Below are 13997 nucleotides of genomic sequence, written 5' to 3'. Positions count from 1 at the left end.
GACTTGGCCACGCCCCTAAATGCTGCTGGAGGTGGTGAGGCCTTCGAGGATCGCTTCTTCAATAGTGCGTGGAGTGCGGCAGTCGCCGATGGCGATCGCGGGGGTGCCCGCTTGTTGGAGTTGGCCGAGGAGCCCAGTGTTCGAGCGATGGCCGCAGGCCAGGACGAGGCCTACAACGTTGTCGAGGACGACGGGTTCCTCTGTGAGAACGTGCTGCAGATACACGCTGTCCCCGTCTGCACCGTAGGGTCGCATCAGGGATAGCACGGTGATCTTTTCCCGGTGTAGGGCTGCGAGTGCACTGTCGCGGACGTACTGCTGCAACATCTGGGCGGCGCCGTATCCATTGACCGCCAGGGTTACCTGGTGGTGGGTGTTTGCGAGGAGGCGCGCGACACCGATCCCGATCCAGTCACCGCGCCAGTCCGCGACCACGATGTGCCCGGCGGGCATGCTCTGACCAGAGGCGATGTCCCATGCGTCCTTCACGACGGCCTCGTCGGTGAGATCCAGGTCTGGCCGGTACGGGGTTGCGCCGGTGGCGAGGATGACGACGTCCGCAGCTTCGGCGCGGACCGCGTCAACGTCCATGCGCTTGTGCAGCACCAACTCGATGTCCTCACGCTGAACTTCGTGGGCCAGGTTGGTGGCGGCACCGCCGAACTCGTCCCTTCCGGGCAACCGCTCGGCCAGCAGAACCTGCCCACCGACCCTGCCGGTCGCCTCACAGAGCCGGACCTGGTGACCGCGTTGCGCCGCTATGACGGCAGCCTTCATGCCGGCCGGGCCGGCTCCGATCACCAGGACCTTCTTGGGATGAGAGGTGCGGGCGGGCGTGCCGTAAAGCAGTTCTCGGCCGGTCTCGGGCCGTTGCACGCAGGAGATCGGAAAGCCGGCGTGGAAGTGCCCGATGCAGGCCTGGTTACAGGCAATACAGGCGCGAATGTCGTCCGCCTTCCCTGCTTTGGCCAGGCGCGGCATCCTGGGGTCGGAGATCAGTGCCCGGGTCATGATGCACGCGTCTGCATCCCCCGCGAGCAAGATGCGTTCGGCTTCCTGCGGCTGGTTGATCCTCCCGGCAACGAACACGGGGAGGGACCCGACGGCATCCTTGACGAGCCGCGACTCCGCGGTCACGTACCCGTTCGCCCAGTTCATGTCGGGCACGATGTGGTCGGACCCGGCCAGGCTGGCGGAGGTGCCGACGGTCACGCTGACGTAGTCCAGCAGACCCTCGTCTGCCAGGTCGGTGCACGTCGTCAGCGCGGTCTGCTTGTCCAGCCCCTCAGGGTCACGTTCACCGATGGATATTCGCAACCCGACCGCGATGCGGGACGCGACCTTGGCACGCACCGCGCGGACGACCTCGTGCAGGAATCGTGCCCGGTTCTCTGGGGATCCGCCGTAGTCGTCATCACGATGGTTCACTCGCGGGTTCAGGAACTGGGCAGGCAGGTACCCGTGGCTGGCGACTACCTCGACACCGTCCAAGCCCGCCTGCGCCAGGCGCAACGCCGCTGACGCGTATCCCTCGATGATCTCCCGTATCTCGGTTACGAGTAAGGCGCGAGGCATCACGTGGAACCGCTCTTGAGGAACGGCAGACGGGGCCACCGGTACCTGGGCCGAACCGTCCTCGAGGGGGTCCATGACCTCCCGACCAGGGTGAAACAGTTGGCCGAACATGCGGGTACCGAACGGGTGCACGGCCTCTGCCAGTCGCCGATACCCGTCGATGCAGGAGTCGTCTGCAGCCATCAGTACGTGACTGGTGTACCGCGCCGTCTCGTGCACACCGGCTGCCTGCACCACGATCAGACCGACCCCGCCCTCGGCGCGCGCCTTGTGGTACGCAACCAACTGGTCGGTGACCCGACCATCCTTGGTCATAACCGTGTCATGAGCTGAGGACACGATCCGGTTGGGTAGCGTCACGGGTCCAACCGTCAGTGCCGTGAACAGACTGTCGAACATCGGGTTGTTGGTCATGTGTCAGCTCCGCCCAGTTGCATCTGCCCGGTCAGGTGTCGTCGCCGGTGAAGACCGGCTGGCCGTCCACCAGGGTGAGCACCACTCGTGCCAACGCAATCTCTTCAGTGGGCTCCTCAAGGAGGTTGCGGTCCAGCAGAACCAAATCGGCCTTCTTGCCCACCTGGATGGTTCCAGTCTCGTTGTCGAGATGGTTGACATAAGCGCTGCCCGTCGTGAAGGCCTGGATCGCCTCCGGCAGCGTCAATGCCTGGTTCGGCAGGAACGCATCCAGATCTTCCGACCCGGGCAGGCTGCGGTTCACCGCGACATGGATCTCCTGGATCGGGTCCGGCGTGCTGACCGGCCAGTCGCTGCCTCCTGCCAACCGCGCGCCGGAGTGGATCAGACTCGCGAAGGGGTACTGCCAGGCCGCTCGCTCCGGCCCCAGCAGTGGAATGGTCAGCTCCGTCATCTGTGGCTCGGAGCAGGCCCATAATGGCTGCGCGTTGGCGACGGCGCCCAGCTGGGCAAACCGAGCGCGGTCTTCGGGGTGCACGACCTGGATATGCGCGATGTGCGGGCGAGTATCGGTGTAGCCGTTCGCGACCCGGGCAGCCTCGATCGCGTCGAGCGCATCCCGGACCGCTCGATCGCCGATCGCATGAAAGTGGACCTGGAACCCCGCAGCATCAAGGGCGGTGACATGTCTACGCAACTCGTTGGCGTCGACAAAGGACATCCCGAAGTCGGCGGTCTCTTGCCCGTGGTCGTCGAGGTATGGGGTGAGCATGGCCGCCGTGCGTGTCTCGCAGACTCCGTCCAGCATGACTTTGACGCTGGTCGCCTTGAATCGTCCGATATGCGAGGCGTTGCGCGCGTCGAGCAGCTCGGGAATCTGCTCGTTGCCACGCTGGCGGTCCCACCAAAGGGCGCCGACAACACGAGCCGTGAGTTGGCCCCTGCTTGCAAGGTCTTGGTATGCCGCAAGCGAGTGGTGCTCGGCCGTGTCGCCGCCGACGATCGCATCTTGCCAGGCCGTGACGCCGAGCGAGTGCAGGTAGCGCTGACCCTCGATCAACCCGTCAAGCATGTCTTGGCTAGTCGTCTTCGGCAGTAGACGCGTAATCAGTCGCTGGGCGCCTTCATGGAGGACACCCGTGGGGACTCCATCATTATCTCGTTCGATCCGGCCGTCGGCCGGGTCGAGGGTTTGGGCGGTGATCCCTGCCAGCTCGAGGGCGTGGGAACTTACCCAGGCACTGTGCCCATCGCGATTCGGCAGGTACACGGGCCGCTTGCCGACCACCCGATCCAGCGGGCCCTTGTCGGGGATGCCCCCAGGAAAGGCGTCCATGGACCAGCCGCCGCCGAGAACCCACTGGCCGGCCGGCCGGAGTCGTGCGTAGTTGCCGATCGCATCAAGGTATTCCGTACCCGTGTCGAGCTCATGCAGGTCGCACTGCTTGCGGGTCATGCCGCCCTCGACAGGATGCACGTGCGCGTCCTGAAACCCGGGCAGCAGCAGCCTGCCCCGCAGGTCGACCACCTCGGTCCGAGCGCCCACCAGGGCGCCAAGCTGCGCGTCGGTGCCTACGGCCACAATGCGGCCGGCTCGCACGGCCACCGCCTGGGGTCGGCTGTCGATTGCGGTCGCGGTGTAGACAACGCCGCCACGCAGCAGCAGGTCCGCGGGTTCCTCCACATTCACCATGCCCCATGCTCCTTCAGCTAGATGCAGTGACAGCCGCCACGGCGTGCGGTTCGTGACCCAGGGGAAAGTGACAGGCAACCAGGTGTTCGCTGGCGGCGGGCGCACGTAGTACCGGGACTTCGACGGCGCAGACTTCCTGGGCTATCGGGCATCGCGTCCTGAACCGACAACCCGACGGCGGATGAATGGCGCTCGGCAGCTCACCGGTCACACGCAGCTTGTCCTTCGCTGCCTCACGAGCGGGGTCGGCAATCGGGATCGCGTCGAGCAGGCCCTTGGTATAGGGATGCAGCGGTCGCTCGTAGCATTCGGTCGCAGGCCCGACCTCGACAAGCTTGCCCAGGTACATGACGCCGATGGTGTCCGAGACGTGGCGGACGACGCCCAGATCGTGCGAGATGAACACGTAGGACAGCTCATGCCGCTTCTGCAGGTCGATCATCAGGTTGAGCACTTGTGCCTGCACCGACACGTCAAGTGCCGACACCGGCTCATCGGCTACAACAAGCTTGGGGTTCAGCGCGAGGGCACGTGCCAGGCCCACCCGCTGGCGTTGGCCGCCGGAGAACTCGTGCGGATACCGTTCGACGGCGGTCGCTGGCAGGCCGACCTCGTCGAGCAGCTCCAGCACCCTACGTTCTTGCTCCCGTTTGGATCCGACCCGCTGAATCGCCAAGGGCTCACGGACGATCGCGCCGATGCTCATCCGAGGGTCCAGCGATGCGTACGGATCCTGGAACATCAGCTGCATGTTCCGGCGCAGCTCCCGACCGGAGCGGCCGTGCAGCTGGGCGGTGTCGTGCCCCGCGATGGTAATCGTGCCTGCCGTCGGCCTTTCCAGGCCGACGATCAACCGTCCGGTGGTGGACTTGCCGCATCCGGACTCGCCAACCAGGCCAAAAGTCTGGCCCGCGCTCAGGTTGAACGATACGTCTGCAACCGCAGACAGTGCTCCCGTCTTCCGCTGCAGCACCGCGCCACTGGTGACGTCGAAGTCTTTGACGAGGTGGTCCACCATCAGCAGCTCGCGACCCTCATCGCGTGGCGACCGCCGCGCGGTCTCGTCCTGATGGCCGGCCTCTGGTCTGCTGGGGCGGCGCCACGCCAGGCTGCCGATCGGGTGCGCCATGCCCTCAGGCGTGCCCACGGGATGGAAGCATGCAAATCGGTGGCCGGATGCCTCACCGGCGACGGAAGGATAGGCCGCTACGCACTCCTTTGTGGCATAGCGGCACCGCGGGGCAAATCTACAGCCGATCGGCGGGTTGGTCAGATCCGGAGGGAGGCCGGGGATCGTATACAGGGTGTCGTGGGTTGCCGCGGCGTTGTCCGGCAAGGCTGCCAGCAGTGCCTCGGTATACGGATGGCGCGGGTTCGAGAACAACTGGGCGGTGTCGCCGACTTCCACGACTCGGCCGGCATACATCACAGCGACCCGGTCGGCTCGACCCGCGATCACTCCCAGATCGTGGGTCACCAGGATCACGGCCATATCCAGCTCGCGCCGCAACTGGTCGACGAGCTCCAGGATCTGCTCCTGAATGGTCACGTCCAGGGCGGTGGTCGGTTCGTCGGCGATAAGCAGCTTCGGACTGGCGGCCAGGGCAATAGCGATCATGACGCGTTGCCGCAGGCCTCCCGAGAGCTGGTGCGGGAAGTCGTTCACTCGTTCCGCGGCATGCGGCATCCCGACCTGCTGCAACAGGTCGAGCGCGCGGGTCATCGCGTCCGACTTCGTCACTTGCTCATGGAGTCGGACCGCCTCGGCGATCTGACGTCCGATGGGAAGTGTGGGATTCAGTGACGTCATCGGGTCTTGGAACACGAAGCCGACGGATCTCCCACGCACGTCACGCATCTGCTTGTTGGACAGCCCCACCAGGTCCTGCCCGTCGAGCACGATGCGCCCGTCGACGATCCGGCCACCTGACGGCAGCAGGCGCATGATCGACAGGCCCAGAATCGTCTTGCCGGATCCGGACTCGCCTACCACACCAAGTGTTTCGCCAGGAAACACTTCCAGATCGAGCCCGTCGACAGCCTTCACCGAGCCGTGCCGAAGTCCGATCTCGGTTCGTAGCTGGTCAATGCGCAGCAGCGGTTCCATTCGATCACGCACCTATCTCCGCTGTAGCCGTACTTCGAAGGCATCACGCATTCCGTCTCCGATAAAGTTGAATGCCACCACAATCGCGACGATCGCGACGCCGGGTGGCCAGATCAACCACCAGGTGCCGTTGTACACGTAGTTCATCCCGTCGTTGAGCATCCCGCCCAAGTCTGTCTGAGGTGGCGCAAGGCCCAGCCCGAGATAGCTCAGTGTCGCGAGCACCAAGATGGCGTCGGCCACCTGGAAGGTTGCGTTGACCACGATGACGCTCAGCGAGTTCGGCACGATGTGACGAAGGACGGTCCGTGGGCTGGTGCTGCCCATGGAGCGTGCCGCGGCAACGTAGTCGCGCGTGCGCAGCATGAGCGCCTCCCCCCTGACCAGGCGAGCCGTGACGAGCCACGAGATCAGCGCGACGATCACGACCAGGGTGGTTTTGGTCGGTGTGACGATCGCCGCCAGCAGGAGCAGTAAGAACACGGTCGGTATCGCGAGCATGCCATCGACACATCGCATGATGACCCCGTCGGCTACCCCGCCGAAAAACCCTGAGAACGCACCCACCAGGGCCCCGACGAGGGTGGCGAGCAGCGCTGCCGCGACGCCGACCTCGAGGGATGTCTGGCCGCCGATCATCAACCGGCCGAGCTGGTCATACCCTTGGCCGTCGGTTCCCAGGACGTGACCAGGCGACCCCGGCTGGAGGTTCACGATGGACAGGTTCGTGTGCACCTGGTCGGTCGAATGGACCAACGGTCCGATGAAGCAGAACAATGCGAAGAGGACAAGAAATGCCGCCGAGACCAGCGCCAGCCGGTTCTGCGCAAAGACCCCGACCACGGCGATCCACCGACGGCCGCGCTGCGGCGCACTCGCGTAGGACTCCGGAACTGCACCATCGTGCGGCTCCGCCCCGGGCCTCTCGGGGACGATCACGATGAGTACCTCACGCGTGGGTCCAGAACGGCGTAGGTGATGTCGGCGAGGACGGAGCCGATGACCGTCGCCACACTGATGATCACGGTCACACCCAGAAGTATGGGGTAGTCGTGCTGCACGGCCGCCTGCCAGAACAGCAGCCCCATCCCCGGGTAGTTGAACACCGACTCCACGACAAGCGCACCGCTGAACACCCACGGAAGGCTCAGGCCCAGAAGAGTAACGACAGGGATCAAGACGTTGCGCAACACGTGGCCGAAGAGCACCCTGGTCTCTCCTGCGCCCTTGGCCCGCGCCGTACGCGCGTAGTCCTCGGTGAGCTCGTCGACGGCGGAGGCCCGCACGTATCTACTGAAGAGCGCAACGGAGACCAGCACGAGAGTCGCAACGGGTAGAACGAGTCCACTACCCGCTGCGAACAGGCCGCCGATCGAGGTCGCCTGCGGTGCCTGTGCGGGGAAGAGATGCCACTTCACGGCGAACAGCAGGACCAAGATCAAGCCCATGAAGAACGTGGGTGTCGCGTAGAACACAAACGCCACAAACGTCATCACGTAGTCCACAGCCTTGTTCCGCCACACCGCCTGCAGTAGCCCGAGCACAATCGCCAGCAGCACTGCGATGGCAAGGGATAGACCGGTGAGCACCAGAGTCTTCGGCAATCGCTCCGCAATGAGGCTCGCGACGCTCTGGTTCTGGGTGATTGAGTAGCCCATGTTTCCTTGCAGGAACCCGCCCAACCACTTGCCGTACTGGACCGGAATCGGCTTGTCCAGGCCAAGCTGCTGGGTCAACTGCGCAACCTGCTGCGGCGTGGCGGTCTTGCCAAGCATTGAGCGCACCCCACCGGGAAGCTGGTGCAGGAGAATGAAAACCACGACCGTCACGACGAACACGACAAGGACGGCCTGAACCACCCGCCTCGCGATGTATCCGATCATGTCGAATCGACGCCTGGTCGGGAGGTCACTTGGTGAAGTACCAGTTCTCGGGAGTGAGGGTGAGCATCGGGTTCAGTGGCGTGACGCCGTTCAGCCCTTTGACGATCTCGGTCAGCTGCTGGACGGGAAGAGGCTGCCAGATCAGCGGCACCTGCTTGGCCAGGTAGTCCTGGTATGCAGTGAGCGCGGCGTTGGAGTTGCCGCGCGTCGCCGCAGCGATCAGACCGTCGATCTTCGGGTCGTTCCAACCGCCGTCGCTGGTTGCCGTGCTGAACAGCTGGCCGACGGTGGGATAGGGGCGCAAGGCCCACCCGCCATACTCACTGAGCTGCCAGCTGCAGTTCGAGTCAGTCGGCTTGCACCGTACGGTGTCACCGATCACGGTGTTGAATGGCGCCTTCTGCACGTTGACTGCGATACCGGCCTTGGATGCGTTCGACCGGAAAAGGTTCATACTCTGGTCGTACGCCGGACCGTAGTCCGCGTACATCAGGTTGAAGGTCAAAGCAGTGCCCTTGGCGATTCCAGGGCCGCACTGCCCAGGCCCGGAGCCGGCCGTGGTGCACGTCGTCTTGCCGTCGGGCACAACCGACCAGCCATGGCTCTTCAGTAGCGTCTCAGCAGCACTCACGCTGAAGGGGTACGGGTTGGAACGTTCGTAGCTCGACGCATACGGGTTCTTCGGCTCGAGGGGGACCGGGCCATTGGTTGGGCTGCCAAATCCCTTGAGTGCGCCCTTGATCACGCTGGGCTGATCGACGACGTGCTGCAGCGCCTGGCGGATGTAGAGCTGCTTGAACAGTGGACCGACCTTCGGGTTGTTGTAGTTCGGCTGGAGGTAGTCGATGCCCCACCAGTACCACGGCACCAGGTTGTAGCTGCTGGACATCGGGTTTGACGCTGCGCCGGACGCAGACTTCGAGACATTGGCGGTGGCCGGTAGATAACCGACGCTGATGCTGCTTCCGGACCGGAGCTCGTTGACTTCGGCATCCGTCGAGGTGAAGGCCAGAGTCTTGAACTCCGCCAGGTGCGGCTTGTCCGGCCCCGAGTACTTCGAGTTCGGCACGAACGTGGCATTCCCGTTCGACTGGAAGCTCTTGAGCTTCCACGGGCCATTCACGACCTGCCAGAGCGGGTTACTGGCGTACGTCTGAAGATTCTTCGCCTGACTGGCGAGATACTTGTACACCGCCGCACATCGGCTGACGTCGTTCGTACACCCACCGCTACCCGGAGTGGCCCCGTCCGATGTCTTGTCCCAGGCCATGGGAAGTGGGGTGATGTACGTCAACTCGTTGTACCAGAACCAGGTGTGGTTGTAGTTCGCATTGAGCGTGAACGTGACCTGGTGGGCGTTGTCGATGTGGACCGACGTGATGTTGTCGGGGTAGAGACCACCGACGTACCCGCCCCAGTTGTTCTTCTCGGCAGTTACCAGATGCTGCCAGAACACGACGTTCTTGGCAGTCACGCTCTCGCCGTTCGACCACTTGTAGTCCCGCAGCTTGACCGTGACCGTGTGCTTGGCATCGTTGAAGGTGGGTGCATATGCCAGGCTTGCATTGGTGCTGACGACTGGCTGCCCGTTCACGCCATACATATACAGCGGCCGGAACATCAGCTTTTGGAACTGCTCCATGTTCTGCACGCTGTAGTACGTCGACGAGTTCATCGGAAAGATGTAGTTCGGCACCGAGTTCGGCAGCCAGGCAAACGTGGCTGTGCCGCCTTGCCGCGGCGCGCCGCTTTGAGACGAACCACTGCCGGACCCCGTGCTCTGTCCCCCACTACACGCAGCCAGGGACATGAGCCCAGCTGCCGCACCGGCTACCACTATCGCCAGACTCTTCTTCATGATGCTCCTGCCTTAGCCGATTCGTGGTGCTCTGCGTTGATCAACCGAATGTGACTGTCCGCTGCCATGACTGGTCGTCATGTCTTCGGCCACCTCCCGGATCGCGTCGGCGACCTGGCGGCACGACCAGCGGAACAGCTCGGGCTCCATCGTCAATGCGGGTTGCATGCGGTAGAGCGGCTTCGACTCCTCGCTGATGGCGAATACCCCGCGCCTCATCGCGGCGAGGTGGACTGCGTGCTGGAACTCCGGCGCCGGTTCCGTAGCGTCGGCGACAGTAACGAACTCCAGGCATGCCCACGCGCCGACCCAGCGCACATCTCCCACCTGACCGACCTCACCGACCAGCGGCCCGAGCTCCTCGCGCGCGATGGACTCCAGCGCCATGACGTTCGACAGCACGCTCCCGTCCGCGAGGAGATCGAGACCGGCTAGTGCGCCGGCGCATGCCGCCGGCTCCCAGGCGTACGTGCCACCGAGGTGGGCAGCCGAGCCGGCCATCATCTCTTCCGTGCCGAGCACGCCCGCGACCGCCTGGCCTCCCCCGGTCACTCCCTTGCCGACAAGGAGGAGATCCGGCTCCAACCCCCACCGTTCCGCCGCGAACACTGTGCCGCAGCGACCGAGACCAGTCTGCACCTCATCAAGGATCAGCTTCCAGTCATACTCCTGGCACATCGCAGTCAGTCCATCCCAGAACGCCTGCGAAGGGCTGAGAATTCCGGCTTCGCCGGCAACCGGCTCGATCAGCACCCCAGCCACCTGGTCTGGCTCCACCTGATATCGGAGAACCCACTCACGGATGTACTCCAGGTACAATGTGTCGTCATAGGGTCCAGGTCCACGGTGGAACGGGGCCCGGAACGACTGCGGGTACGGAACGAGGACGACGCCCGGAACGTATTGCGCGAAACCACGCGTATTGCTAGGCAAGTCGGTGGACGCCGCCGCGGTCAAGTAGGTCGACTCACCGTGGTACTGCCCAAGAAATCCCAGAATGATCGGCCGCCCCGTCACCTCGCGAGCCAGTTTCACCGACCCCTCGACCGCCTCGGTTCCGGTCACGGTCGGTGCGACCCTGGTGATCTGACCCGGCGCGATCTCTACCAGTCGCTCGGCCAGTGACAGGACCGGCTCGCTCGACAGGTACTGGGATATCTCCATGCCGTAGCGGTCCCATGCAGTGTTTACAGCCTCCCGAACCAGAGGCGGCTGGGCGCCGTAAGGTGCTGCGCCCCATGCGGATACGTGGTCTGCAAATGTGTTGCCGTCGACATCTTCAATGACATGCCCATGCTTCTGACCCAGCACAAATGGGACATTCTCACCATCCCGCAACGGTCCCTGCAGCACGCGATCTTTCCGCGCCAGCAACTCACTGCTCCGGGGCCCAGGCAGAACAGTATTGACCTGAGGCCATGAAATAGCAGCGCACACAGGCAAACTCCCTTGATCCAGGCGCACCATACCGACGACCCGGTGATTGACTCCGAGGCCGCAACCAGCATGTCTGCGTACTTGCCTGCGTCAAGATTGAACCACCATTCAAGGTCCTGTCAACCCCTAAAACCGGCTGGGATCGATCATCAGGTCGATGCCGAGCGACAGTGTGCAAAAAGACTTCCCGAGCTCCAGGGCGAACGACGGGGTGACCGACTCGTCGTTCAATGCGATCTGCACGGCGAGGCCATCCAGCAGCGCAGTGAGCATGTAAGCGAAGCGCTCCGCGTCCAAGTCCACGGTGAGCTCGCCAGATGCCTGACCATCACGCACGATGCGGGCCACGGTGGCACGCCAGCGCGCATCCAGCTCCGCGCGATCACCTGCAGCTTGCGTATTGCGCGCGGCCTGGCTCCACAGTTCGAACCACAGAGCCCAGCCCTGCGGTAAGTCCATGACAGGTTCGGGTGAGCAGGAGACCAGAAGCAGCTCAACCAACTTATCGTGTGCGGTCCCGACAGCAGCCAGCCGCGACGAGACGACCTCGTAGAAGCAGTCCTCGGTGTACCGCAACGCCTCGATCAGCAAACGCTCCCGCGTGCCGAAGTAGTAAACAATGAGGGGCGCACTGACGCCCACCTCGACCGCTATGTCTGCCAGGCGAGTCTCGGCGAAGCCACGTTCGGCGATCACACGTGCTGCGGCCTTCAGCAGCTGTGCTCTCCGATCACCATCTCGCCCGTCGTTGGTCATCAAGGTCTCCTTTTGATCGCGTACGGGTGGTCAGTCACGACGTGAACAACTAGGGGTCTCACATCACTCACCACGAGTAGGCATCGCATCCGCGCAATGGTCAACTGCGTCGCGAATGTCGAAGGAATCGTCTGGCGGATGATTCAGGTCTTGGGGTGGACTCCGGCGGTGGGCGTTTGGCAACACACCTTCCCAGGGAAATGGCTACTCGAGGCTGGCGCGGGAGCGGCAGTCAGGGATGTGAACCCGTCCAAGATAGCCCAGAGCGATGAGGACCATCACGCATGAACCTGCCCGACTTCTTGAGGGCCGTACGCCGATCGGAGGGTGCCAGTCCATGCCGTGAAGCGCGCGCTGACACCAGGTTCCGTCACTGCGCGGTGGGAGGACGAGCGTCCATGGTCTGGCGCGCCTGCGCGACAAGGCGCACGGGGGTGTTCACCGAGCCGAATCCGCCGTATCCGTCTCTTCGCTCGAGTAGCTCGACGTAGAACGCGTCCGCAACGTGTCGGGTGTAAGCGTGCAACAGCTCACCTTCTGAGTCTCGGTCGTACAAGACGTTGTGCTCGCGCAACCTGCCGATAAGGGCTGGGCTCAGATCAGACCGAGCCCGCAGGTCCTCGTAGTAGTTATCTGGGATCTCCAGCATCCCGATGCCAGAAGTCCGCGCGGTCCTGACGGCGGCAAACACATCAGCCACGATGAAAGCGATCTGGTTGAGCCCGCGGTCCGGGATCCGGGTGGCCGTGCGGGTCTCGATCACGTTCAACACGATCTGCAGTGCACCCGCAGACGGGTGATCCTCGGAACGCACCACGCGTGAGCGTAGCCAGCCGCGTGGCTCCGTGAACTCCGAGATTGCACCGGTGGGCAGCCCGAGAAGCGTCCGGTAGAAGGAAATCTCGGCATCGCTGACCTCGAAAGGGATCCTGTACCCGAGGTGGTCCACGTCTATGATTCGCACCGCCGCGCTGGGTTGCTGTGCGGGGGTAGGAACGAAGTCATCCTGCCAGCGGTCTCCCTCGACAAGGAACAGGTGGACGCCGGCGGGCGTGTCCGTTGCGTCGCGGGGCGCCTCCGCGAGATCGTGGCGAAGCGCCAGTCGTGGCCACAGCAGTGCGTCCGCGCGTTCGCTCACCTCGGCGACCGTGGGGACAGCTACGGCGAGTCCGACGACCGCCGGCCGGTCCACGGATCGGGTCCACCGATCCGCCAGGTCGGACGACGCGTTGAGCACGATGTTGGCACCACCGTTCCGCCACCAGGAAACGGGCTTCGTGCGATGTGTCCCACCCTCAACGAAGCCAAGCCCCTGAAGGAACCCGCTCATGTCCCCGTCCGACCGGACGGCGATCTCCAGGAAGCCGCACGTCGCCTGACGGGGGGCTGGGGGCGGGTCCGTCAACGTAACGTGGGGGCGTTGATCGTCCGGCTGGCCCGCCCACCGGCTTCGAAGCTCCTCCTCCAGATGTATCAATGAGCGCATACCGTCCAGCGCAGTTGCGCGCGGCTCGGCCTCTCGGATCACGTCGCTGAACACCTCGAGAGAAAGCGGGCCGCGGTAGCCCTTCTCGATCACGGCACCGACGACCGAGGCAAGGTCGAACGTTCCCTGGCCGGGGAAGCAGCGGTGATGGCGGCTCCACTGCAGAATGTCGGTGCGCAGGTGCGGTGCATCGGCTATCTGCAGGAAAGCGATCTGGTCTCCAGGTACGTCCTGCAGCACCTCCGCCGTATCGCCTCGAGCGAGTATGTGGAAGGTGTCGACCACGAGTCCCAGTGCGTGGTGGTCGGCACGCCGGATCACTTCCCACGCCTCGCTGACGCGGCTGACGTGGGTGCCCCATGCGAGAGCCTCGAAGCCGAGTCGTATGCCGTGCTCGGCGGCGCGTTGCCCGGCAAGGTGGAGCTGTTCGGCGGATAGATCCACATCACCGATCGCCCCAGGGCTTGTGTTACTGCACACGAGCGCCGTTGCTGCACCGAGCTGTTCCATCACCTCGAGCTTGGCTTCGAGTCTCCCCAGCGCGGACTGGAATCGATCAGGGTCAAGGCCCTCGAGGTCCCGAAGGGGTTGGAACAGCTCGATCGTCAGGCCGAGGTCAGCACACCGACTTGCGATCTCACCGGGGCGCAGGCGCGATGCGACAAGGTCGGGATCGTACAGCTCGATTCCGTCGAACTTGGCCGCCGATATCGCCGCCAGCTTCTCCTCAAGGTCACCGCTGACCGACACTGTGGCGATAGATCTTCTCACCGCATGCCTCCTATTCC

The 13997-nt window shown here is 64.0% G+C and carries 9 protein-coding genes; all 9 read right to left on the bottom strand.

The window, feature by feature from the left end:
* Positions 1–15 precede the first annotated feature (15 nt).
* Positions 16–1989, bottom strand: coding sequence for an oxidoreductase (locus FGL98_RS09160; RefSeq protein WP_146316465.1), 1974 nt, complete (start codon positions 1987–1989; stop codon positions 16–18).
* Positions 1990–2020: 31 nt separating this feature from the next.
* Positions 2021–3682, bottom strand: coding sequence for an amidohydrolase (locus tag FGL98_RS09155; protein WP_146316464.1), 1662 nt, complete (start codon positions 3680–3682; stop codon positions 2021–2023).
* Positions 3683–3695: 13 nt separating this feature from the next.
* A complete protein-coding gene (locus tag FGL98_RS09150; protein ID WP_146316463.1) occupies positions 3696–5789 on the bottom strand; it encodes an ABC transporter ATP-binding protein in 2094 nt (697 codons plus the stop codon).
* 12 nt (positions 5790–5801) lie between these two features.
* Positions 5802–6728, bottom strand: coding sequence for an ABC transporter permease (locus FGL98_RS09145; RefSeq protein ID WP_246136459.1), 927 nt, complete (start codon positions 6726–6728; stop codon positions 5802–5804).
* The gene (locus FGL98_RS09140) at positions 6725–7672 is read right to left on the bottom strand and encodes an ABC transporter permease (protein ID WP_146316462.1); all 948 of its coding nucleotides are present in this window, start codon (positions 7670–7672) and stop codon (positions 6725–6727) included. The genes FGL98_RS09145 and FGL98_RS09140 overlap by 4 nt, the downstream gene beginning before the upstream one ends.
* Before the next feature lie 25 nt (positions 7673–7697).
* A complete protein-coding gene (locus FGL98_RS09135) occupies positions 7698–9530 on the bottom strand; it encodes an ABC transporter substrate-binding protein (protein WP_146316461.1) in 1833 nt (610 codons plus the stop codon).
* Between the two features lie 12 nt (positions 9531–9542).
* Positions 9543–10997, bottom strand: coding sequence for an aminotransferase class III-fold pyridoxal phosphate-dependent enzyme (locus FGL98_RS09130; protein WP_146316460.1), 1455 nt, complete (start codon positions 10995–10997; stop codon positions 9543–9545).
* A gap of 96 nt (positions 10998–11093) precedes the next feature.
* Positions 11094–11723, bottom strand: a complete 630-nt coding sequence (locus tag FGL98_RS09125; RefSeq protein WP_146316459.1) for a TetR/AcrR family transcriptional regulator — start codon at positions 11721–11723, stop codon at positions 11094–11096.
* A gap of 370 nt (positions 11724–12093) precedes the next feature.
* The gene (locus FGL98_RS09120; protein ID WP_146316458.1) at positions 12094–13980 is read right to left on the bottom strand and encodes a sugar phosphate isomerase/epimerase and 4-hydroxyphenylpyruvate domain-containing protein; all 1887 of its coding nucleotides are present in this window, start codon (positions 13978–13980) and stop codon (positions 12094–12096) included.
* Positions 13981–13997 lie beyond the last annotated feature (17 nt).

This window comes from Leekyejoonella antrihumi (genome assembly GCF_007845645.1).
Taxonomy (GTDB): domain Bacteria; phylum Actinomycetota; class Actinomycetes; order Actinomycetales; family Dermatophilaceae; genus Leekyejoonella; species Leekyejoonella antrihumi.
This window is presented reverse-complemented; position numbering and strand designations above follow the sequence as displayed.

Coding starts and splice junctions, on each gene's coding strand:
- FGL98_RS09160 (WP_146316465.1), bottom strand. CDS start 1,989: ATGACCAACAACCCGATGTTCGACAGTCTGTTCACGGCACTGACGGTT.
- FGL98_RS09155 (WP_146316464.1), bottom strand. CDS start 3,682: ATGGTGAATGTGGAGGAACCCGCGGACCTGCTGCTGCGTGGCGGCGTT.
- FGL98_RS09150 (WP_146316463.1), bottom strand. CDS start 5,789: ATGGAACCGCTGCTGCGCATTGACCAGCTACGAACCGAGATCGGACTT.
- FGL98_RS09140 (WP_146316462.1), bottom strand. CDS start 7,672: ATGATCGGATACATCGCGAGGCGGGTGGTTCAGGCCGTCCTTGTCGTG.
- FGL98_RS09135 (WP_146316461.1), bottom strand. CDS start 9,530: ATGAAGAAGAGTCTGGCGATAGTGGTAGCCGGTGCGGCAGCTGGGCTC.
- FGL98_RS09130 (WP_146316460.1), bottom strand. CDS start 10,997: ATGGTGCGCCTGGATCAAGGGAGTTTGCCTGTGTGCGCTGCTATTTCA.
- FGL98_RS09125 (WP_146316459.1), bottom strand. CDS start 11,723: ATGACCAACGACGGGCGAGATGGTGATCGGAGAGCACAGCTGCTGAAG.